Below are 22,155 nucleotides of genomic sequence, written 5' to 3' on the forward strand. Positions count from 1 at the left end.
CACAGCCCGCTCCCGCATGGTTGCTTACACGGGATGAGCGGAGCGTTTTGAGCTCGGACTGCCTTTTTGCAGATTCTATCCATTTCTCAGCGCAATGCGATGAGTACTATGGAATCAAGAACGGCAGTACGAGCCAAAACGCGCAGCGATTCCCGCACACAGCCCGCTCCCGCATGATTGCATACCTGGGATGAGCGGAGCGTTTTGAGCTCGGACTGCCTTTTTGCAGATTCTATCCATTTCTCAGCGCAATGCGATGAGTACTATGGAATCAAGAACGGCAGTACGAGCCAAAACGTGCAGCGATTCCACGCATAGCAACAGCCCCACATTACCCCTCGCTCTCAGCCGGCTTAATCAAGCTCAGCGCAGTGTCTATGGCACTTGCAACGAACGAACGATCAGGCCGGGATTTCAAAAAAACCGTAAGCCCGATCAATTGAATGATCAGCGACTGAGCGGTCTGTTTGGCATTGATGCCATCATCTAACTCCCCCGAGCGTATGCCGCGCTCAATCGTTTCCTGAAAAATAACGGACAAGTACATCTGGTGCTCCCGTGTCAAAATCTCGAATTTCTCATCATGAGGCGAAAGCTCGACCATCGTATTAATGCAGAAGCATCCCCTGCCTGGAACTTGCTCGTAAGCCTCATCCGCCAAGCTTTCAAAATACGAGCGAAACGCTGCTCTTACAGATGCATTCTTCTGAAGACTAGCCCGAATGGATGCAGCATGATTTTGCGTATATTTCCGAAAAGCCGTTTCAAACAGCTGCTTTTTATCTCCAAATGCGGAATATAGGCTCGGCCGTTGAATCCCCATGCTCGATGTCAGATCGGTTAACGAAGTCGCCTCATACCCCTTCTCCCAAAACTGCTCCATTGCGGCAGTCAGCGCCTTCTCCTCGTCAAATTCCCGTGGACGTACCATTCCCATCCCTCTTTTCATACTGAAAGGTATATATAAATACTACGAATAAGCAAGATCAATGTCAAACAGTTGACATGAGATCATTATACACTATATATTTATCGAGCAATAATTTTGTACCGATCAGTATAAAAAAGGAGGCTTCCTAAGCATGATCGATAATTCCGCAAACGGAAATGCAGCACCGGCATCTGCCATATCCGGATTCACTGCCTTTTTATTCGCTATAGCTGCCGGCTTGTCCGTAGCTAGTATTTATTATGCACAGCCATTGCTGGACACGATGTCGAACGAGTTCAGCCTTGCACCCTCATCTATGGGTATCGTCATCACCGCTACACAAATCTGCTATGCGCTAGGTTTGCTGCTGCTTGTTCCGCTAGGCGACAAGCTGGACCGGCGCAAGCTGATCTCCGGACAAATGCTCTTGTCCGTTGCGGCTCTGCTCGCCGTCGGATTCGCGCCTAACGCAACCTTCCTATTTGCTGGTGTCGCAGCCATCGGTTTGCTTGCGGTTGTCACGCAGACACTCGTTGCGTTTGCTGCTAGCTTAGCTTCTCCCGTTGAACGCGGTCGTGTAGTTGGAGTTGTGACAAGCGGCATTGTCATCGGGATATTGCTTGCCCGGACGTTTGCCGGCACCTTGACGGACCTCGCCGGCTGGCGTGCCGTCTATCTCGTATCCGCATTGCTCACACTCATTATGGCAGTGACACTGTTCCGGATATTGCCTAATAGCGAGCAAGTACATCAACGGGAAGCATTGCCTTACTGGCGGCTTATCCAATCGGTGCTGCTGCTCTTCGTCCAAGAAAAGGTACTGCGCATCCGCGCTGCTCTAGCCTTCTTTATTTTCAGTGCGTTCAGCATTTTATGGACTTCTCTTGTGCTTCCGCTAAGCAGTCCGCCACTCTCACTCTCTCATACGGCAATCGGCGCGTTTGGCCTCGCCGGGGCGGCAGGCGCACTTGCAGCTGCGCGAGCCGGACGCCTTGCAGACAGCGGGCATAGCCAGCGGACAACCGGAGTTGCACTAAGTCTTCTGCTCGTTTCCTGGCTGCCGATTAGCTTCGCCGTTCAGTCGCTGTTCGCACTTGTGGCAGGCATTATCTTACTCGATCTTGCCGTTCAAGCCGTTCATGTTACGAGTCAAAGCATGATTCTGTCCATTCGGCCGGAGGCGCGCAGCAGGCTGACAGCGGGTTATATGATTTTCTATTCGATAGGCAGCGCGACAGGCTCCATCGCCTCGACGCTTGTATACGGAAATTTCGGATGGCACGGCGTTTGCTGGCTTGGCGCAGCTGTCAGCGGCATTGCTCTTCTATTTTGGGGAGTTACCCTTCGCCATACGAGCGGCAAAAAGCTGCAAACAATACGATAGAGGAATTTCGTTCAAAATGCAGAAATGATTACTAAAAACTGGAGGTGTCTTTTATGCCAGATCACCATAAAACTAACATCCATGCCGTTCAATCTCTGAAAAACTACAAATTCAGCGGACTGGATGCTTCTCTTGTAGGCGCCGTTAAATCAGCAGCAGACTATTATCAAATCGATGTTTCTACCGCATGGCTGTATGGCATAACAGGCAACGCTTTTCTGCATATTTTGGACGAAAACTTGAAGGAACCAAACGGCGGCGATATTGAGCCTGATGTTTTTCGGCTAGTACGGAATATTGGAATCGATATTCAGGGCCGTCATCAATATGCCAACGGTGAGCGTTTTCTGCAGCTTCAGAAGGAGATGTGGGAGAAGGCGAAGCTCGCCATTAATGCCGGACAGCCTGTATTCGCTAAAAACCTCGACATCAACAATCAGACTTCCCTTATTACCGCTTATGATAAAACCGGCTATTATACGGATTCGTGGCATACCGGAGAAAAGTTCGCAGACAACGTCATCGCCTGGACTGATCTGGGGTTTAGCCGCTGCACCTGCATAAATTGTGTCCAAACCCGAGATCAAACAGAAATCTCTCCCCTTCCTGTAGACAGACTGATTTCTTTGCACTGGGCAACGTCTGCTCCGGCTGCCGATCCTTATTCTGCATTCAAGGAAACGTTGGCGTTCGTCATCCGCTTAAATGATGAAGAGCAATACACCAAGGCAGGAAAAACATACAGCGTTGGCAATAAGGCTTATCAAAAATGGCTGACAGCTATTGAGGCAGGCGAGGCGGATGCCTATTACTTCAGCCTGTTCATAGAAGTGTTACGGGAAGCCAGACGCAATGCAGTCCAATTTCTGACTGAAGCGCAAGAAAAACTTCCGGCATTAGATCCGTCACTGCTGAATGAGAGCATTGCAATCTACAACCAAATTGCCGCAGATTATTCGATATTAGGTGCTATGTATCCTTACTCGGAGCCTCCCGTGCGCGAACTGAAAGAAAAAGAGCGTTGCATCGAACTCATTAGCGGTATTATGCACCTTGAGAATAAAGCGCTGGACACCTTAAAAAGATTTATGCACACTTGATCTAATAAGGTGCTGTGCTCGCAGAAAGCCATTTCACAAAAAAAGCCGGACTGGCGTCCTTAAAAGGACACCAGCCCGGTTTCATAATTCATTAGACATGCTGTGCGTTATTCAACTGCTTGAACATTTCGTCGCGTTCCGCGCGGGAAGCTTGCGAGGTAAGCTTGGACCAGCCATACGCAATCTCTTCTTCGCCTTGCGCGAGGCCTTCCATAACGGCATCGGCAAACTCGTCGAGCGGCACGCCCGCGGTATTGGCTCCAGGTATCCCTAAGTCGGTATTCGTATGCGGAGGACAAATCTCAATGACTTGAACGCCATGCTGAGCCAGCTGATGCCGAAGCGTCAGCGTAAATGAATGAAGCGCCGCTTTAGTGGCACTATAAACAGGAGCAGATGCGATAGGCACATGAGACAAACCGGATGTAACATTCAGGATGGCCGATTGCTCCTTGTTTTTCAAATGCGGCGTGAATAAAGCTGCCAGATGAATCGGCGCTGCCAAATTTGTTGTCAGCTCAACCTCTGTATCCTTCCAAGGCTCCCCGCCATCCACCGTTATAAACCGCATGACACCGGCATTATTAAGGAGCACATTGACGTCCGGATGCTCCTGTGTGACCCGTTCAAACAGTGCTATACGCTCTTCTTCCTTGGACACATCGAATCGATACGTATGCAGCTCCGGATAAAGCGCTTTTGCTTCCGCCAGCTTGTCCTCTCTTCGTCCAACAATAATTACTTTATTGCCTGCCTGTATCCATCTTGCGGCAAGCGCCAAGCCAATGCCGCTCGCGCCTCCGGTAATGAGAATCGTATTGGAATCCCGTTTCATATCCATTCTCCCTCTCGTGTAATTGATTTATGCTGCGTCTTCACATAAGCTATTGTATAGCTGAAAAAACGCATCAAGAAGGTGTCTGGTTATACTGGTATTACGACTCCCACCCTTCTACCGATCATGAACAGGAGGACTGGAATTTGGCCACAACTGAAATTAACCGATATAACGAATTAGCTCATTTTCTCCGAAATCGCAGAGAACGCTTAACGCCGAAGCAGGTCGGGCTTCCCGAAGCCGGCCGCAGGCGAACGCCCGGACTGCGGCGCGGAGAAGTTGCCATGCTTGCCGGAGTCAGCTTGGAGTGGTACACCTACTTGGAGCAAGGCCGTTCGATTCATGTGTCAACGGAAGTGCTGGAAGGACTAGCGATTGCCCTGCAATTAGACGCGGCGGAGCGCAAGCATATGTTTCTGCTGGCACATCGGCAGCCCCCGCCTGAGCAAATGAAATCGCAAAGCGAAGTGAGTCCGGCTCTGCAGCGCTTTCTCGACGCGCAGGGCTTAAGCCCGTCTTGCGTTATGGATGCCCGAATGAATATCGTGGCGTGGAATGAGGCCAGCTACATACTGAATGGCGATTTGAGCCGGATGCCGGAGAGGCAGCGGAATTTGTTATGGTATACTTTTACAAACGATGATTTCCGTAAATTGAAGGGGCCGCAATGGGAAGATCATGCACGCCGGACCGTCGCTCAATTCCGTGCTGATTATGCCCGTTACGGAGACGATCCTTGGTGGGGCGAGCAGGTCAGAGACCTGTCCGGGATCAGTGAGGAATTTCAGACTTACTGGGAACAGCATGACGTCTTGGACTATACCCAGGCGCATAAAATTATGCAGCATCCGGTTGTTGGCGAGCTTGCATTCGACTATATTTCGTTCCAGCCGCAGGACAAGCCGGATTTGAAAATTTCCATTCACATTCCGCTCGATGACGGGGTAACGAAGGAAAAAATCCGAAAGTTTCTGGAAGAGAGAAACTGATGTCCCGTGCTAAGCCCGCTTCGTTTCCTGCGGCGGGCTTGGCACAAGCCGCACGTCCTTCGTAAACCATAAGCGATAGCTGATCTGGCTTAACAAAATTGCCGTTAATGCTGCGGAAGATGCGAGTACAAACATAATCAGCATCTGATAACGGACCGCTTCGATCGGATCGGCTCCGGCCACAATCATGCCCGTCATCATGCCGGGCAGTTGAACGAGTCCGACCGTTTTCATTCCGTCAATCGTCGGAATCATGCTGGAGCGGACAGACCGTTTGACCGATCCCTGTATCGCTTGCCGGGCTGTCGCCCCAAGCGCCAGCAGCGTCTCGACCTCGCCCCGGGACGATTCTAGCTCACGCTTCATTTGACTCAAATAAATGCCGGCTACAATCATAGAGCTTCCGATCACGATACCGCTCACCGGAATAATATATTGCGGTGTTGGCTCTATGATGGAGAAACCGAGCAGCAGCGCCATCGTCAGCCCTTCCGTACAAGCCAGCGTTATCGCAATCCGAAGGCGAATGCCGCGTATTTCCTTAGCTCGCGACCCTGCATTCCAAGACGCGACGCCAATCATAGATAACAAAATAAGGACGATAAATACAGGATTACGCGTATCGAATATGAAGTGAAGCACATAGCCGATAAAAAGCAGCTGCAGCGCAGAGCGGACCGTTCCGATAAGGATGTCCTTCTCCAAGCCAAGCTTTTTCCAAATGGACAAAAAAGCAGTAATGGCGACAAAAACAAGCGTACTCGCCAGCGCTAAATTACTCATCCCCATCCGCCTCTCTTTCAAGAGGCTTTTGAATAAAGCGCCTTGCCTGCTCGGTAGATGGCCCTTGAAAAAAAGCTTTCGTATCTCCGCGTTCCAGCAGCTTTCCCTCGCCCATGAACCAAATTTGATCGCTGACTGACCGGCTTTGCTCCATGTCATGCGTAATCCATGCCATTGCCGCCCCTTCTCGCTCAGCCCACCGGTTAAGCATCTGCTCCACCGCTTCTTTACTAGTCGGATCTAAGGAAGAAGTCGTCTCATCCAATAAAAGCATCGATGGACGAAGCAGCAAGGATCGGACCAGCGCAGTCCGCTGCTTCTCGCCTCCCGACAGCTCTACGGCAGGCTTCGTCCAATCCAAATGTCCAAGCTCCGCTTCGGCCATGCAGCGGCGGGCTAGCTGTTCATCAAAAGGCGTGCCATGCAGCAGGCTGGCTGTTCGCAAGTTTTGTTCCACAGTCCCGGCAAGCATAACCGGTGCCTGCGCGACGTAGCTAAATTTTTTTCCGCCATTGCTCCGGTTTAAATGATTGTTGTGCTTTGCCTTCCAATTGAAGCTCACCTTCATCCATCGATTCTAGCAAGGCGGCAATGCGCAGCAGCGTGCATTTTTCCCCGTGCCTGAAGCTCCCAGTAGCGCAATACGCTCCCCTTTATCTATGCTAGCCGTAATCTCTTGGAACAGCCATTCTCCCGCTTTATCCGGCCTTCGTTTACTTATCTTATTCATGCTTAATAATGGTGCCAAGCTTGTTCCTCCCGTAATTCGTTTGTACGAGTATATGTATATCTTCATTATAAACCTGATGCTGCCCATCTTACATATCTCTTCTATCGATTCTTCGCTTCACGTATAATGGGAGAGAAGGAGTGATATTCTATTGTTGACAGCAATAAACAGGCAGGCTTTTATCTCGTATGACGATGAAAGTCTGGCATCCGCTTGCTTTAAGCCATTAATTACGGCTTACAAGGAGATTGAGAGCCGGGGAGGAGATTTCTCCGCCGAGCTGTACCCGCTTCTGACTTCAGGTCAAAAGGCGCTGTTCGTATTCCGAACGCATTACCTGCATGCCATCAAGTCTGAAGCTGACTATTACTGGTGGACGGCCTATTATATGGCCCAGCCTTTGAGGTGGAAGGGACTGCTGCAAAGCCTCAAGTATTTCGATGATTCTGAAATGCTTGCTCTGCTGGAACGTACAGAACAATCGCTGAGACAGCGAAATCATCCTAGAAACCTGGCAAACTTCGACGTCTCACTGCAGGATATGGAGACGGATCCTAAGCTTCATGTCGAGATGAGCAATTTTTATCATTTTTATTTGGAGGCGTCACACTCTACCTGGAACGTAATTACCCGATATATTCGTCTGCATCCCGAACAATTCGTCCATTTCGAATAGAATCATTATAAAAAAGACTTACCGGATTCACGATTAAATCTTCGCGAATCGGCAAGTCTTTTTGTTATCTATTATACGCCTGCTTTAGCCTGTTCGAATTGCGATCTGACGATTTCTGTCGCTTCAATCATCGTACGCAGCGATGCGACAGTCTCGTCGATGCCGCGTGTTTTCAATCCGCAGTCCGGGTTAATCCAGAACAGTTCCGGATCCAGCACTTTCAGTGCGCGTCCGATCATGTTCGTCATCTCAGCAACCGCCGGTACACGAGGGCTGTGAATGTCGTATACGCCAAGACCAATGCCCAGATCATACGTATGCTCTTCAAAGCTGTGAATCAGCTCGCCGTGGCTGCGCGACGTTTCGATCGAAATAACGTCTGCATCCAGTGCACGAATGGAATCGATAATGTCATGGAATTCGCAATAGCACATATGCGTATGAATTTGCGTTGTGTCCGCAACGTCCGAAGTCGACAGACGGAACGCCAGCACTGCCCAGTTCAGGTAATGCTCCCAATCCGCACGTTTGAGCGGCAAGCCTTCACGCAGCGCCGGCTCATCCACTTGAATCATTTCGATGCCCGCGCTCTCCAGCGCCTTCACTTCTTCTGCAAGAGCTAATGCGATTTGGTACGCAACTTGCTCACGCGTAATGTCGGAACGGACGAAGGACCAGTTCAGAATCGTAATCGGACCTGTCAGCATTCCTTTTACTGGCTTAGAAGTCAGCGACTGCGCATATACCGTTTCTTCAACAGTCATTGGCTGGCTGAATTGTACATCGCCATAAATAATCGGCGGCTTCACGCAGCGGGAACCGTAAGATTGTACCCAGCCGTTGCGAGTGAAGGCAAAGCCGTCCAGCTTCTCCCCGAAAAACTCGACCATGTCTGTACGTTCGAATTCGCCATGTACGAGCACATCAAGGCCAATTTCTTCCTGCAGCTTGATCCACTTCGCAATATGCTCGCGAATAAATGCTTTGTAAGGCTCATCCTGCAATTGGCCTTTGCGCCATTGCTGGCGTGCCGCACGAACGTCAGCTGTCTGCGGGAAGCTGCCGATCGTCGTCGTCGGAAGGAACGGAAGATTCCAGCGTGCTTTTTGCGCGGCATTACGCGATGCGAATACGGATTTTCTGGACGAGGACTGTTTGCCGATCTCGGCTACAGCATCCTGAACGCTTTTCCGGTTGCGGGAAGCTGATTCATTCAGAGTACGAAGCACAGCATCATTGTTGTCCAGCTGATCTTGCACAGCCGCTTCGCCTTCACGGACTGCGCGGGCAATAACAACGATCTCTTCGAGCTTCTCGTTCGCGAATGCGAGTGCATCGGACAGCTCGGCAGCAAGGCCAACCTCGCCTTTAGCGGATACCGGCACATGCAGCAGGCTGCACGAAGGCTGTACAATAAGTCTCTCTTGCGGAACGACAGCTGCGATACGATTTACAAGCGCCGTTTTGTCGCGAAGATCGGCACGCCAGATGTTCCGGCCATCCACAACGCCTGCGGCAAGCACTTTATTAGCCGGGAAACCAAGCGCCTCCAGCTGCTTCAAGCTGCGGTCCCCAATCGTAAAGTCGAGGCCAATGCCTTGTACGGGCAGCGTGACTACCGCTTCATACTGCTCAACGGATTCGAAGTAGGTTTGCAGAAGCAAATTCAAGTTCGGAGCAGCTTGGTTCAACCAGGCGTAAATCGATTGCACCAGCTTCAGTTCCTCTTCCGATACGCTTGCCACTAACGAAGGCTCATCGATTTGTACCCACTTCACGCCTTCAGCTTCCAGCTCTTGCAGCACCTGCGCATACAAAGGCAGGAACTGGTCAACAAGCGCTGCAAACTGGGACGGCTCATAGCCTTTCGACAGCTTAAGGAATGTGTAAGGACCCACGATGACAGGCTTGCCTTCAATGCCAAGCTCCTGCTTCGCTTCGCGGTAAGCGTTTAGCGGACGGTTTTCAACCAGCTTTGGCGCAGCGCCGTTAAGCTCAGGCACGATGTAGTGGTAGTTCGTATTGAACCATTTCGTCATTTCCGATGCCGATGCTTCTTTATTGCCGCGAGCGATTGCGTAATAGACGGATACTGGCACTGGACCGCTGCCCAAATAGCCGAAACGCGCAGGCACGACACCAAACATCGTTGCTGTATCAAGGATGTGGTCGTACAGCGAAAAATCGTTAACCGGGATAAGATCGATTCCGGCATCTTTCTGTACTTGCAGATGCTTCAAGCGAATCGACTTCAATTGCGTCAGCAGTTCTGACTCTTCCAGCTTGCCTGCCCAAAAAGCTTCAAGCGCCTTTTTCCATTCTCTGTTTTCACCAATACGCGGATAACCCAAATTGCTGCTTCTCAAAATAGTCAATGATTTCAGCCTCCCAATCGATTTGTAAAATTCCAATAAATAAGCGCAACAAAAAAAGAGCCATCTTTACCCAAGTTCGAAAGAAGCATAGGTAAAGACGCCCCCCGTATAAGCAACGATGGCTATCTTTAACACCTCCCTATCTCCCGTAGGTACAGCAGTGCTGTCGAAACAGGCAGGTCTCCTGGCTTCAGCCTCAACATCCTTCGCTGCCTTCCCAATCCCGACCGGATCAGTGGCTTTTATAATGCGAATGGACTCCGCTGTTACAGTGGCGGGACCGCGCCGGCATTGAACCGGACTTCCCTTTTAAGCTCTAATCCGGGTCTAGTCGGATAAGAGCACCTGTTTCCTTCATATGAAGTTTTGTTTTCAAGTTTTGAAGCATGTATAACCATACGACATGACATATATTTATACAACGCTTTTTTTCATACCTGAATGCTATGAATTATACACGGTTTCTTAGAAGAAGGACAGCACAATTCCGACGGCGAAGCCGCAGATCGCGCCGTTAACGCGAATCCATTGCAAGTCATTGCCGATTTTTTGCTCCAGCATTTCGACGAGCGATTTATCATCCATTCTATCCAAGTTGTCTCGAACGAGCATGCCGATCCGGTAATGATTGCGTTCAATAAGCTGAACCGTATAATCGAGTATGGTCCGCTCCCATTGCTGAAGCAGCTCCTCCTTCTCTTTGGCGCGATCCGTTAAGTAACGGACTCCCTTCACCACAGAGCGGCCGCCCCGGCTATATTCTTCCTCCAGCTTGTCCAGCAGCAATTGACGCAGTTCTTCCAGGCGCAGGTGAATAAACCGTTCCAGCTCCACGCTGTCAGCTCCGTTCTCCAGCCACTGCTTAAGCTGTTTCATGAGCGCTTCATTCTCATGCAGCTTCTCGGCTGCGGACTTCACTTCGTTCAACAGCTTGGTCCGGTTCTCGCTTCCAGGCTGGCTCAAGTCGCGAATGGCAGAGAGCAGCATGTTTTGCACCATTGGACCGAGCTTTTCTGCACTCATAAATCCGATAAACGCTTGTACAGCAAATCCCATAAAGCCGCCAACCTGCAGCTCCTCCAGCTTGCTGTGGGCTAATTTTCCGAGCAATTGCTCTGTTTCCCGCTTCGACACCCACTGCTTGCCCGCTCCAAGCAAATAATCGAGCGCTTTCTCGTCCCAGCCCTCATGAGCAAACTTATCGGTCAGCTTCAGAACGATTGGCCGAATGTCTTGCTTCCGCACATAATCGGCGACAAATCCACGAATGATTCCGCTAAAACGCTCCAAAGGCAGCCGATCCAGCGAGGTTTGCGCGAATTGGACGAGACTCAGCCTCGTTTTACGTTTGCCGATCAGCCGAACGGCTCCTGAAGCAATGCCATTGAACAGCTTTAACTCGCTCAGCTTGCGGCTGATGCTGTCCTTGTTCAACAGCTCCGTCTCCATTGCCGATATAAGTGAATTCACGATTTTATTGCGGTTTTTGAGCAGCAGCGACGTGTGTGGAATCGGTATGCCAAACGGATGGCGGAATAACGCGGTCACCGCAAACCAATCGGCAATACCGCCGACAAGCCCTGCTTCAAAGCCGCTTTCGAGCATTCTGGCCCAGCCTGCATCCGGCAGCATATATTTGGTGACGATAAATCCCGCACCCATTGCGGCAAGCGAAATCGTTGCGATATATCTTGTTCTCATCAAGCTTACTTCCCTTCTGAAACGACTGTCCTGCAAACCAATGCGTTCAGCGTTAATCTCGGTTGCATCTAACCTAATTATACCAGATAATAAAGTGAACATTTCAATCTGGCGCAATGCGTCTTTTTTGTTGAATAAAAGGAGAATTACATTGACGAAGACAAAAGCAATTTTGCTTAAAATAACACCGCCTCAATTTTTGACGCTTGGCTTCATTATTATTATAAGCATCGGCTCGCTCCTGCTCTCGCTTCCGGCCGCAAGCACTGATGGAATCCGAACTCCGTTCATCGATGCTCTATTCACGGCCACTTCGGCGGTATGCGTAACCGGCCTTGTCGTTGTGGATACGGGCACCCATTTTACGATGTTTGGACAAGTCGTCATTTTGGCACTGATGCAGATTGGCGGCCTCGGCTTTATGACGATGGCGACGATGCTCGCACTCGCTTTCCGCAAACGCATCTCCCTGCGGGAAAGACTGCTGCTTCAGGAGTCGATGAATCAGGCTTCGCTGGAGGGTATCGTCCGCTTTATCCGGCGGGTGCTGGTCTATGCATTTGTCATCGAGATCGTTGGCGCGCTGCTGCTCGCAATGCGTTTTTCGCTAACGATGCCTATTGGCAGGGCGCTCTATCTGGGCATCTTTCATAGTATTTCCATGTTTACGAACGCTGGCTTCGACGTGATGGGAACGGTAAATGGCCCCTTCTCCAGCTTTGTCGGCCACGTAAACGATCCGATCGTCAATTTCGTCATTATTATGCTAATCTTTCTCGGCGGCATCGGCTTTATCGTATTGGCGGAGTTGTGGGACTTCTCGAAGGTTCGCAAGCTCAGCCTCCATTCCAAAGTAGTGCTGACCGCTTCGGGCGTACTCTTTTTAGCCGGGGCTGTACTTATATTTATTTTTGAATTCACGAATGCCAGAACGTTGGAGCCGCTCAGCATCACCGGCAAACTCTACAGCTCGCTGTTTCAGTCGATTTCCCCTCGTTCAGGCGGGGCGAATACGCTCGACATCGGCGCTATGCGGAGCGCGACCCAGTTTTTAATCGTCCTGCTGATGTTCATCGGAGCTTCTCCTGGTTCAGCGGGCGGCGGCATTAAAGTAACGACCTTCGCCATTCTCGTCGGCGCCGTCATCACAATGATCCGCGGCAAGGAAGACGTCGTCTTTTTCAAAAGAAGACTGGCAAAGGACCGGGTTCATAAAGCGCTGACGATCTCCATCGTTGCGCTGTCCGCCATCGTCCTGTTCACCATGTTAATAAGCGCCACGGAGGACGTCGAGATATTGACCGCGCTGTTCGAAGTCACCTCGGCGTTCGGTACGACAGGCTTATCGATGGGATTAACGCCCCATCTGACGCTGCTCGGCAAGGTGCTCATCATTACGATGATGTTCATCGGCCGGCTGGGGCCGCTGACCCTCGCCTTCACGCTCGCTCCTGGCGAGAAGGAGCTGTACCGCTACCCGGAAGGGAAAATTATGATCGGCTAAGCTGAGGGCTTAGAAGGAAAGAGAGAGCTTGGACACATTAGTTGTGTTCTGGCTCTCTTTTCTATTGTTTGCGAACCTGCTTCGCTCTCTCCTGACACTCAGCAGAACGCCGCTCTACCCGTACGCCCAGCAGCACGCCACTCTACTACGAACCTACTTCGCTATTTTGCGAAACTAACTTCGCTCTACCCGTACGCCCAGCAGCAAACCACTCTAGAACGAACCTGCTTCGCTATTTTGCGAAACTATCTTCGCTCTCCGATGATACTGTGCACATAGCAGCAAGTTGCAGCGAAGCTAGCTTCGTTATTCGTGAACCTTGGTTCTCCAATTGCGAAAATTAATTCGCTATCGTGCCCATACTCCCTGTTACAGAGGTCTACTGCGAAATTTAGTTCGCTAATTTGCGAACCTGCTTCGCTCTACCTAAACGCCCAGCAGCTCGCCACTTTACTACGAACCTACTTCGCTAATTTGCGAAACTAACTTCGCTCTACCCAAACGCCTAGTAGCACGCCACTCTACTACTACGAACCTATTTCGCTATTTTGCGAAACTAACTTCGCTCTACCCAAACGCCCAGCAGCACGCCACTCTAGAACGAACCTGCTTCGCTAATTTACGAAACTAACTTCGCTCTCCGATGATACTGTGCACATAGCAGCAAGCTGCAGCGAAGGTAGCTTCCCTATTCGTGAACCTTGGTTCTCCAATTGCGAAAATCAATTCGCTATTGAGCCGACGCTGCCCGACTCAGAGGCCTACAGCGAAATTCGGTTCGCTATTTTGCGAACCTGCTTCGCTCTTCCCAATGCCCAATGCTCAATGCCCAATACAAAACCCCCAGCAGCCAGCCTCACTACAGCGAACCAGCCTCGCTCTAGCCCACTGCACAGCACTAAAAGCGCAAAAGGCGCTAAGAGGGGGATCCCCCCTCCTCTTAGCGCCTAACCCAATAAAATGTTACTTTTACCTTCCTGCACCCTGCTTCTTTCGCTCAATAGCCATCCGTCTAGCACGGATGTGAAGGCTTACTCCTATTGCTGCTTCACCCGAGCGCTCACAACGTCCTGGCAATCAAGTACAACCGCACCTATCAGCAGCAAACAACAAACAGTTAAGCCTCCCACTCTACAATCCGGTCGCACAACCGGTGCAGCAGCGGCCGCTCGTGGCTGATGAAGACCAGGCCAAGCTGGCGCTGCCTCGCGATTTCCAGCACGGCGCTCCAGATTTGCGCCTGCGTCAGCGCATCGAGCATCGTCGTCATCTCGTCGGCGATCAGCATCTTTGTGACCCCCGCCCAGCGCCCTCGCAATGCAAAAGCGCTGCAGCTCGCCGCCGGACAGCTCGCCGGGCCGCCGGCCGAGCCACTCCTCGGCAATGCCCATCGCCTCCAGCAGCCCAGGCTCCGGCATCCCGCCTTCCGCTACAATCCGCTGCATGCGCCAGCGCGGATTGACGGCCCGCTCGGGATGCTGAAACACCATCTGCACCGGACTATAGCCTTTAACAGCCAACGGCATACCGCCATACAGCACCTCGCCCTCCCCGGGGATCGCGCAACCCGCAAGCAGCTTGGCAAATGTCGTCTTACCGCAGCCGCTTGGCCCCGCTATCCCGACAATTTCCCCGGCGGCTACCGACAGGTTCCGATCGCGGAATATCCAATCTCCTCGACGGTCATAACGGTATCCCAGTCCTTTCCCCTCAAGAAGCATAGAAGCACCTCACGGCCCCGTCCCGCAACGGCATAAATTCCGGCCGCTGCGACCCGCATTCTTCTGAAGCATGACTGCAACGCGGAGCAAAAAGACAGCCAGGCGGCAGCTTGTCCGGATGGGGCTGCGAGCCGCCAAGCGGCTTGAAGTCATTGCCCGGCAGCGCCTGCCACAACGCCTTCGTATACGGATGCCGCAGCCTTTCTCCATCACCTGCAAAATCTGCTGCCGCTGCGTTCTCCATCACGGTTCCCGCATAAAGCACAACAATTCGATCCGCAAAGCTCAAAGCAAGCTGGATATCATGTGTAATGAACAGCACGGCGCAGCCCGCGTCCGCCAGCTCGCGGAACTGCCGCGCCGTCTCGCGCGCAGCCTCCTCATTCAAACCCGGAGTCGGCTCATCCGCCACAATCAGCTTGGCGCCGCTCACAATTGCCGTCGACGCCAATACGCGTCTAGCCATGCCGCCTGACAGCTCATGCGGATACAACCGCGCCGTTTCCTCCGCCAGACCGTTGCGGGCAAACACCTGCTTTTGCAGCTGTTCACCCCCTTCACCGCTAGCCGCAACGGCATGACGCACCTGCTTCCCGACCCGCATTAACGGGTCCAAATAGGTAACAGATTGCGGCACAATCGCAATCTCCTTGCCCCGCAACGCCGCCTGCCTGGCTGCATCAAGCGGCGCGCCGTCATAGCGGATGCTTCCGCTATAATGAGCATTATCCGGCAGCAAGCCCATAATCGCATGGGCAAGCAAGCTTTTGCCAGAGCCGCTAGAGCCTACAACCGCTACGACTTGTCCGGCATCTACAGTAAGCTCCAGCCCGTGAATGACTTCCATCGTCCTCTGTCTGAACAAACCGGACTGCCGCCGGAAGGATACCGTCAACCCTTCTACTTCCAACAAAGCCATTCATGCCGCCTCCCCTGTCTAGTCATGCAATCCTCTGGCATCCGCAAGCCGCTTCATCAGTTCGCCGAACATACCGAAGGCCCGTACCGTAAATAGCAGGCATAATCCCGGAAAAAAAGCGAGCCACCACATGCCGGTCGATAAATAGCGCATCGATTCCGACAAAATAATGCCGATTGCAGGCTGATGCGGCGACAGCCCAAGCCCGATAAACGTAATTGCCGCCTCGTGCAAAATCGCATGAGGGAACAGCAGCAGCATACCGACAAGAAGCTGCGGAACCAAATGGGGCGCCATATGATGCATGGCAATCCAGAGTCGTGATTTGCCCAGTCTTTGCGACACTAGCACAAATTCGGCGCTGCGCAGTTGCATCACTTCAGCCCGGATAACCCGGGCGAGGCTAGGCCAATGCGTACAGGCAATGCCGATTACGATGCCCTTCAATCCGCCGCCGCACACGAAGGCGATAAGAATCAAGGTGACCAGATGAGGCACGCTGAGAAATAGATCGATCAGCCAGCTTAAAAAACGGTCAGCCGCTTTCCCCATAGTCGCAGCAAGCAGACCAACAACAGCAGCGATCACGCTGCTCGAAATCGCCCCGAGAAAACCGACAGCCATGCTCAGGCCAAGTCCTTTGACCGTACGGGTAAACATGTCGCGGCCCAGCCAGTCCGTACCAAAGAGATGCTCCAGAGAAGGTGCTAAGTTCCGGCTGCCCAAATGCGTAGACAGCGCTTCACTGCCCAGCAGCAGTCCTCCTGCCGCAGCAATCGCCAGATACAGAACCGAGATGCCTCCCGACCATAGCGCGCGGCGGCCGCTGAACGATCTCTGCTTTAATACCGGTACCGGTTTCATCTACAGCGTCCCCCGTTCTTTCATTCTCGGATCGACAGTCCGGTAAAGGATATCGGCAATCGCATTACCCGCAAATACGAACATCGCCGTGAACAGTACGATGCCAAGCAGCAGCGGAACATCGCCGCGCAATCCGGCTTCGACGGTAGCTTGTCCGAGTCCCGGGTAAGAGAAAACCTGCTCCGCCAGCACCGCACCGCCAAACAGCTCGCCAAACGATGTAAATTGCAGCGTCAGTGCGGGCAGTGCAATGTTGCGCAGGCCATGTCTGAAAAAGAGCGTAAATCCCTGTTCTCCGCGCGCTTTGGCAAACCACACATAATCGCTGTCCAACACGTCGATCAGCTTTTGCCGTGTATGCAGCGCGATGCTCGAGATTCCCACAATGCTCAACGTCAAGGCCGGCAATATCATATGTCGAAGCCGGTCAAACAACGACACATCCTCCGCAAGCTTGCCTGCGGGCACGCCAAGCGCAACCGGAAACCAGCCAAGCCACACTGCAAAAACAATGAGCAGCAGCAGTCCCATCCAGAAAGTTGGAGTTGAGGCCAGTGCATAGCAATACCATTTAATGATCCGGTCAAGCCAGCGATCCTTGTTCATTGCGGCGAGAACGCCTGCCGTAAATCCGATAACGCCAGATAGCAGCCAAGATACCGCCATTAGCGACAAGGAACTGACAAAGCGCTCGCCAATTACCTCGATGACCGGCTGCCGATAAATCATCGAGACGCCCAGATCGCCGTGCAGCAAAGCGGAGCCCCATCTCATAAACTGCTCCGCAGGCGGATCATCCAGCCCCCAATAGCTGGCGATAAGCTCACGCTGCTCATGACTGACGACGAGCATATCTGCACCGATATAAGCCTGAACCGGGTCGACAGGAGAATTGCTGACAAGGACAAACGATACGATGCTGATCGCGGCAAGCAAGGAAGCGAGCCGCAATGCCTTCCACAGCAGCGCCTTCGTCACTTGCAGAAGAGTATAATTTCTCCGTTCGCTTGCTTTACTCATTTATCCAGCGCCACTGCTCGATATTGTTGGTAACCGGCCAGCCGTGCCCATGCGGATGAATCTTTTGCTTACCGATATCCAGTCCGTCTTTTACTAGATACAAATGATCAATATTGACGAGCCATGCCCACGGCGCATCGCCTTGTACGCTTGTGCCCGTCTTGCCGTCCCACTGCGATTTTTTCCAGTAGTCCATCGCATCCTTTTCCTTCGTCGCGCGAAGCGCCTTATCCATCCACTCATCGACCGCCGCATTGCTGTAATAGCCAGAGTTGTTGTAGTCGACACCACGGAACTTGCTGCTGTATAGATTATACATTTCAATCGGGTCCTGACTGCCGAAGCCATATAAGACCGCATCCGAGTACATCAGCTTGCCGATATCATCCCAGCTCTTGCCCGCTGCATCGATCTGAATGCCCGCTTCCTTCGCCATATCCGCTGCTGCAAGAGCCAGCGATTGGCGCGTCATATCGCCTGCCGGGTACAGCAGCGAGAACTGCGCTTTGACGCCGTTCTTTTCCACGATGCCGTCTCCGTCCGTATCCTTCCAGCCGCCGTCCTCCAGCAGCTTGGCCGCTTTGGCAAGGTCTCCGTCCTGGAATACGGTATCCGGATTCCACCACGGAAGCCCGTCATTGACTGTGTACGCCGGAGTGCCATGACCTTCCAGAATGCCGTCTACCAGCGCTTGGCGGTCGAGTGCATAATTAAGCGCTTGACGGATCGCAAGATCCGAGGTTACGGCATTGCCAATCGGATAACCTTGATCCGTCTTTTCTCCAGGCTTAACATAAGGAAGCATAATGCCCCGGTTATCAACCGATTTCGCGGCTTCAACACGCATTCCCTTTACCTCCTGCTTACTGAATGCCGAAGGAATGTATGCGACGTCAAGCTGACCCGATTTGGCCGCAGCAAATGCAGCATCCTCGCTCAAGAATAAGAATGTCATCTTTTTGAAAAAAGGCTTGTCTCCGTAATAGAGATCATTATAGGCAACAATAACCTGCTGGCCGCGATCCCACTGCACGAGCTTGTAAGGGCCGGAGCCGACAGGATGCGACGCGTAGTCACCGCCGTAAGCATGCTCAGGAACGATGCCAAGTGACGTTAGCAGTGTAATGAAAGTTGACTGCGGTTCCTTCAACGAAAAAACGATCTCATCATCACCGTTGACCGTAATAGCCGCTATATTCGTTACGTCGATGGCTGAGCCTTTGCTTCCCGCTGTCTCAAACGTAAATTTCACATCCGAGGCGGTCAGCGGTTTCCCGTCAGAAAACTTTACGTCATCGCGAAGCTCAACGGTCCATTGCTTGCCGTCTTCAGACAGCGAGTACTTCTTCGCCAAATCATTGGCAATGCTCATATCGCTGTTTCGCTTCAGCAGCGTGCTCTGAAACATCGGAGAGCCATATCTTCCCCATCCGGTCGTTGGATCAAAGCCCCCTTCCGGCTCTGAGCCTACAGCCAGAAGCAATTCATCCTTAGCCTCTGCTGCTTGTACTGGCTGGCGGTCAGGTTTCGCCGCACCTGAGCATCCCGATAAAATAACCAATAACGCCGACAATGCCAATAAAAGGGTTGTCCTTTGCCAGTATCGTTTATTGCTCATCCTGCTCTCTCTCCCCTTCTTATAAAAGCTCATTTCTGCAAACCAGTTTCCGCCTGCTTGCTATCGTGCCACGTTTTAACAAAATTGTAACACAGAAAAAGGAAACGAACATCCCTTTTCCCCTTAAAAATTGATTGTAAAGTCAGAAAACCTAACGTCAATCTAATATATTGGTAGTATCATCGTTTTAGGTGGTTTATAATGGAAAAATGAGGCTTCAACTCGGAGGGAATGACATGCCTATCAAAAAACAAGCTGCTCTTATGTTAGCTTTACTCCTACTATTGCTCACTAGCTGCACAGCCAAAGTGGAAGAGGAGACGCTTACCGACCCTTATCCCCCCTACGAGCTGCCCATTATCAATAAACCGAATGAGGATTTATTGGTTATTCCGCTGCCAAGCGATGGCATGCTCCGGGATACCGAACAATATCTTATAGGCTCGCTGCTTGTCGTTGAGCCGAAATACGAGACGCAGGTATACCGCAGAGGAGATGTTGTTTATTACAAAACACCTGCTGATAACTTAGCATTCGATATGGCCAGAATCATTGGACTCCCGGGCGAAGTGATCCGTATCCGACAAAGCAAGATTTATATCGACGGCATGAGGCTAGATGCGTTTTACGGTCAGGAATCGTTTGGACTCCAAGGGGCGAAATCTCCCGATCCCATTAATATGGAGCTGACGCTGCCTGAGGAGCACTATTTTCTGCTAGGCGATCTATGGTGGAGAAGCTTCTATAGCAGCATCGTCCAAGGACCAGTATCTGAATCGGCCATTCAAGGTCAGGTTGTGGCATGGACGGGACGAAATCAAATAAGCACGGTCCATCCCCAGCGATGATCGGCTGAGCAAATAGGCGCACAATCTCATAATTACCAAGCTATACAGCCGGATGACCATAAAAAAGGCTCCTTGTCAGGCCATTACTCGGCCATGCAAGGAGCCTTCGTCCATTACCGGTGCCCATGCCCCGGATGATCATGTTCTTCCCCGGCATGTTCTTCTTCCGCGAACGTTACAGACAATTCGGCATAGGTTACACCCTTTTGCACCTGAATTTGCTGATGCAATTGGCGCAGCTTGGCAAGCTGCCCCCGGACCGCGATGATCTCAAGGCACTGGTTATGATTCAAATGCACATGCATATTCGAAATGATATCGCGATGATAATCATGCTGAATCTCCATCAGCAGCAGCGGCAGCTCTCTCGCATGATGGTCATAGACCATTACGATCGTACCTGCGACTAGCTGCTCCGGCTTCAAACGGGACGGCTCCAGCAGCGCTTTGCGCGCCAGATCCCGTATTGCCTCAGAACGATTCGAATAGCCTTGTTCTTCGACGTATTCGTCAAATTGTTCGATCAGAGGCGCCGGGAACGATACCCCGAACCTCGTCAATTCCTCTTTATCCGCCATTTTGGACAACCACCCAGTCTAACCGTATAATTGTCCAAAGTTTACCACAGTTCTACCGGTTCATCCAGCCGCCGTCCACGCATAATACGTGACCCGCCATATAGTCCGAGGCTTGCGATGCAAGAAAAATCGCCGGCCCCATTAAGTCTTCCGCAGTTCCCCAGCGCGCTGCCGGAATGCGGTCGAGAATCTGCCTGCTGCGCACCGGATCATCACGGAGCGCCTCCGTATTATCCGTGCTCATGTATCCAGGAGCAATCGCATTCACTTGGACACCCTTTGCCGCCCATTCATTGCCCAGCGCCTTCGTTAATCCAGCAACGGCATGCTTGCTCGCCGTGTAGCCCGGAACGTTGATGCCGCCCTGGAAGCTTAACATCGAAGCGATGTTAATAATTTTGCCCGAGCCTTGAGCGATCATATGATTGCCCGCCAGCTGACAAAGTACAAATACCGAATTTAAGTTCACGTCCAGTACATCCTGCCAATCTTCAAACCGGTGCTCAGCTGCCGGTGTACGGCGGATAATGCCTGCATTGTTGACGAGAATGTCCAGACGTCCCAGCCCTTGCAGCGTCCCTTCAATGATGCCTGGCAGCAGGCTGCGGTCCGATATATCCGCTTGAATCGTAATCGCTTTACGGCCAAGCGCCTCAATCTCGGCTTGAACAGCCGAAGCCGGCGTGCTGTTCGTTACGAGCGCAATATCAGCTCCCGCTTTGGCTAAACCAATCGCAACCGCCGTGCCAAGCCCCCGGCCTGCCCCGGTTACAATTGCCGTTTTTCCAGTTAGATCAAAAAAACTCATTTTACGTTCCCCCTACGCCTTCATAATCCGGATGCCCTGCTCCTCATACTTGCGTACGACAGCATCATCGACAGCTGCGTCCGTCATAATGCAATGAACCGCATCCAGCTCTGCGAACGTAATTAGAGCGCCACGGTCAAATTTGCTATGGTCGGCTACACAATAAATTTGCTTGGCGCATTCCATATAAACTTGCTTCAGCTTGGTCAGCTCTTCGGTAAAAATCGTCAAGCCGTATTCCATATGAATGCCCGTCGTCGATAAGAACAGCTTGTGCACGTTAAGCCGCTTAATCCACTCATGCCACTCATTGCCGATCAACAAGTTATGATGACGATAACCGCCCGGCACGATAAGCCGAACCTGGTCCTTCGCCGTCAGCTCGCGAATAATGAGCAAATCGTTGGTCAACACCGTAATCGGCATGTTTTTCAGCCGCTTCGCAATTTCAAGCGTCGTACTCCCTGCATCCAGCGCAATAATGTCGTCTGGCTCGATGACAGAAATCGCAAGCTCAGCAATGGCCGCTTTTTCCTTCTGATGCTTGCTGTTCGGAATTTGCAGCGGCAGCAGGCTGTCTTCGCCATCCTGAGCCATGACGGCTCCGCCGTGAATCCGTTTGAGAAGCCCTTTCTCCTCCAGCTTCTCCAAGTCTTCACGTACTGTTTTCTCTGTGACCCCAAACGATTCGCTTAATTCGGAAACCTTGACGCTTCCTTTCTCCTCCAACTGCTTGACGATATACCGATGACGTTCTGCCGCAAGCAT

At 51.8% G+C, this 22,155-nt stretch carries 21 protein-coding genes and 1 riboswitch; of the genes, 6 read left to right on the plus strand and 15 right to left on the minus strand.

All coding sequences use genetic code 11. From position 1 onward, the window contains the following. Window positions 1-331: 331 nt before the first annotated feature. Window positions 332-931, minus strand: coding sequence for a TetR/AcrR family transcriptional regulator (locus tag TY10_RS12860; protein WP_042164026.1), 600 nt, complete (start codon window positions 929-931; stop codon window positions 332-334). Window positions 932-1,082: 151 nt separating this feature from the next. On the opposite strand from TY10_RS12860, the gene TY10_RS12865 reads away from it, so the two are divergent. Both TY10_RS12865 and TY10_RS12870 read left to right on the plus strand, forming a co-directional pair. After that, a complete protein-coding gene (locus TY10_RS12865; protein WP_042164028.1) occupies window positions 1,083-2,315 on the plus strand; it encodes an MFS transporter in 1,233 nt (410 codons plus the stop codon). A gap of 53 nt (window positions 2,316-2,368) precedes the next feature. Beyond that, entirely contained in the window at window positions 2,369-3,415 is a 1,047-nt protein-coding gene (locus TY10_RS12870; RefSeq protein WP_042164032.1) for a hypothetical protein, read from the plus strand. 91 nt (window positions 3,416-3,506) lie between these two features. Here the strand turns inward: TY10_RS12870 and TY10_RS12875 are convergent, their stop codons facing one another. Further along, on the minus strand, window positions 3,507-4,250 hold the full coding sequence (locus TY10_RS12875; protein ID WP_042164034.1) for an SDR family oxidoreductase: 744 nt from the start codon (window positions 4,248-4,250) through the stop codon (window positions 3,507-3,509). Between the two features lie 146 nt (window positions 4,251-4,396). Between TY10_RS12875 and TY10_RS12880 the strand changes: the two genes are divergently transcribed. Beyond that, a complete protein-coding gene (locus TY10_RS12880) occupies window positions 4,397-5,242 on the plus strand; it encodes a helix-turn-helix transcriptional regulator (RefSeq protein ID WP_042164038.1) in 846 nt (281 codons plus the stop codon). A 9-nt stretch (window positions 5,243-5,251) separates the two neighbouring features. On the opposite strand, the gene TY10_RS12885 is transcribed toward TY10_RS12880, so the two are convergent. The 3 genes from TY10_RS12885 to TY10_RS31535 are packed head-to-tail and all read right to left on the minus strand — an operon-like array spanning window position 5,252 to window position 6,773. After that, window positions 5,252-6,025, minus strand: a complete 774-nt coding sequence (locus tag TY10_RS12885; RefSeq protein ID WP_042164040.1) for an ABC transporter permease — start codon at window positions 6,023-6,025, stop codon at window positions 5,252-5,254. Further along, window positions 6,018-6,593: an ATP-binding cassette domain-containing protein gene (locus TY10_RS31530; protein WP_272945292.1), complete on the minus strand. Its 576-nt coding sequence runs from the start codon at window positions 6,591-6,593 to the stop codon at window positions 6,018-6,020. The genes TY10_RS12885 and TY10_RS31530 overlap by 8 nt, the downstream gene beginning before the upstream one ends. 9 nt (window positions 6,594-6,602) lie before the next feature. After that, the gene (locus TY10_RS31535) at window positions 6,603-6,773 is read right to left on the minus strand and encodes a hypothetical protein (protein WP_238327577.1); all 171 of its coding nucleotides are present in this window, start codon (window positions 6,771-6,773) and stop codon (window positions 6,603-6,605) included. A 133-nt stretch (window positions 6,774-6,906) separates the two neighbouring features. Between TY10_RS31535 and TY10_RS12895 the strand changes: the two genes are divergently transcribed. Further along, window positions 6,907-7,431: a hypothetical protein gene (locus TY10_RS12895; RefSeq protein ID WP_052350534.1), complete on the plus strand. Its 525-nt coding sequence runs from the start codon at window positions 6,907-6,909 to the stop codon at window positions 7,429-7,431. Between the two features lie 71 nt (window positions 7,432-7,502). On the opposite strand, the gene metE is transcribed toward TY10_RS12895, so the two are convergent. Both metE and TY10_RS12905 read right to left on the minus strand, forming a co-directional pair. Next, window positions 7,503-9,800: a 5-methyltetrahydropteroyltriglutamate--homocysteine S-methyltransferase gene (metE, locus tag TY10_RS12900; RefSeq protein WP_042164222.1), complete on the minus strand. Its 2,298-nt coding sequence runs from the start codon at window positions 9,798-9,800 to the stop codon at window positions 7,503-7,505. A 163-nt stretch (window positions 9,801-9,963) separates the two neighbouring features. Further along, window positions 9,964-10,170: riboswitch (cobalamin riboswitch) on the minus strand. Window positions 10,171-10,271: 101 nt separating this feature from the next. Further along, complete coding sequence (locus TY10_RS12905) at window positions 10,272-11,507, minus strand: DUF445 domain-containing protein (RefSeq protein ID WP_042164041.1); 1,236 nt, start codon at window positions 11,505-11,507, stop codon at window positions 10,272-10,274. Between the two features lie 151 nt (window positions 11,508-11,658). On the opposite strand from TY10_RS12905, the gene TY10_RS12910 reads away from it, so the two are divergent. Beyond that, on the plus strand, window positions 11,659-13,011 hold the full coding sequence (locus TY10_RS12910) for a TrkH family potassium uptake protein (RefSeq protein ID WP_042164043.1): 1,353 nt from the start codon (window positions 11,659-11,661) through the stop codon (window positions 13,009-13,011). Window positions 13,012-14,048: 1,037 nt separating this feature from the next. Here TY10_RS12910 and TY10_RS12915 read toward each other — a convergent pair. The 5 genes from TY10_RS12915 to TY10_RS12935 are packed head-to-tail and all read right to left on the minus strand — an operon-like array spanning window position 14,049 to window position 19,153. Beyond that, the gene (locus TY10_RS12915) at window positions 14,049-14,732 is read right to left on the minus strand and encodes an ATP-binding cassette domain-containing protein (protein WP_337588356.1); all 684 of its coding nucleotides are present in this window, start codon (window positions 14,730-14,732) and stop codon (window positions 14,049-14,051) included. After that, the gene (locus tag TY10_RS12920; protein WP_042164045.1) at window positions 14,722-15,651 is read right to left on the minus strand and encodes an ABC transporter ATP-binding protein; all 930 of its coding nucleotides are present in this window, start codon (window positions 15,649-15,651) and stop codon (window positions 14,722-14,724) included. Before TY10_RS12920 ends, TY10_RS12915 begins: the two co-directional genes overlap by 11 nt. Window positions 15,652-15,669: 18 nt before the next feature. Continuing rightward, the gene (locus TY10_RS12925) at window positions 15,670-16,515 is read right to left on the minus strand and encodes an ABC transporter permease (protein WP_042164047.1); all 846 of its coding nucleotides are present in this window, start codon (window positions 16,513-16,515) and stop codon (window positions 15,670-15,672) included. Further along, window positions 16,516-17,535: an ABC transporter permease gene (locus TY10_RS12930; RefSeq protein WP_042164049.1), complete on the minus strand. Its 1,020-nt coding sequence runs from the start codon at window positions 17,533-17,535 to the stop codon at window positions 16,516-16,518. It lies immediately after the preceding gene. Beyond that, a complete protein-coding gene (locus tag TY10_RS12935; RefSeq protein WP_042164051.1) occupies window positions 17,528-19,153 on the minus strand; it encodes an ABC transporter substrate-binding protein in 1,626 nt (541 codons plus the stop codon). Before TY10_RS12935 ends, TY10_RS12930 begins: the two co-directional genes overlap by 8 nt. 236 nt (window positions 19,154-19,389) lie before the next feature. Here TY10_RS12935 and lepB point away from each other — a divergent pair, with 236 nt between their 5' ends. Then, window positions 19,390-20,001 (plus strand): signal peptidase I, encoded by a 612-nt coding sequence (gene lepB, locus TY10_RS12940; protein WP_042164053.1) that lies wholly within the window; start codon window positions 19,390-19,392, stop codon window positions 19,999-20,001. A 113-nt stretch (window positions 20,002-20,114) separates the two neighbouring features. On the opposite strand, the gene nikR is transcribed toward lepB, so the two are convergent. The 3 genes from nikR to TY10_RS12955 are packed head-to-tail and all read right to left on the minus strand — an operon-like array spanning window position 20,115 to window position 22,155. Continuing rightward, window positions 20,115-20,579, minus strand: coding sequence for a nickel-responsive transcriptional regulator NikR (nikR, locus tag TY10_RS12945; protein WP_042164056.1), 465 nt, complete (start codon window positions 20,577-20,579; stop codon window positions 20,115-20,117). A gap of 52 nt (window positions 20,580-20,631) precedes the next feature. After that, window positions 20,632-21,387, minus strand: coding sequence for a 2-dehydro-3-deoxy-D-gluconate 5-dehydrogenase KduD (kduD, locus tag TY10_RS12950; protein ID WP_042164059.1), 756 nt, complete (start codon window positions 21,385-21,387; stop codon window positions 20,632-20,634). Between the two features lie 12 nt (window positions 21,388-21,399). Beyond that, the gene (locus tag TY10_RS12955; protein ID WP_042164062.1) at window positions 21,400-22,155 is read right to left on the minus strand and encodes a DeoR/GlpR family DNA-binding transcription regulator; all 756 of its coding nucleotides are present in this window, start codon (window positions 22,153-22,155) and stop codon (window positions 21,400-21,402) included.

The organism is Paenibacillus gorillae, from assembly GCF_000513275.1.
Taxonomy (GTDB): Bacteria; Bacillota; Bacilli; order Paenibacillales; family Paenibacillaceae; genus Pristimantibacillus; species Pristimantibacillus gorillae.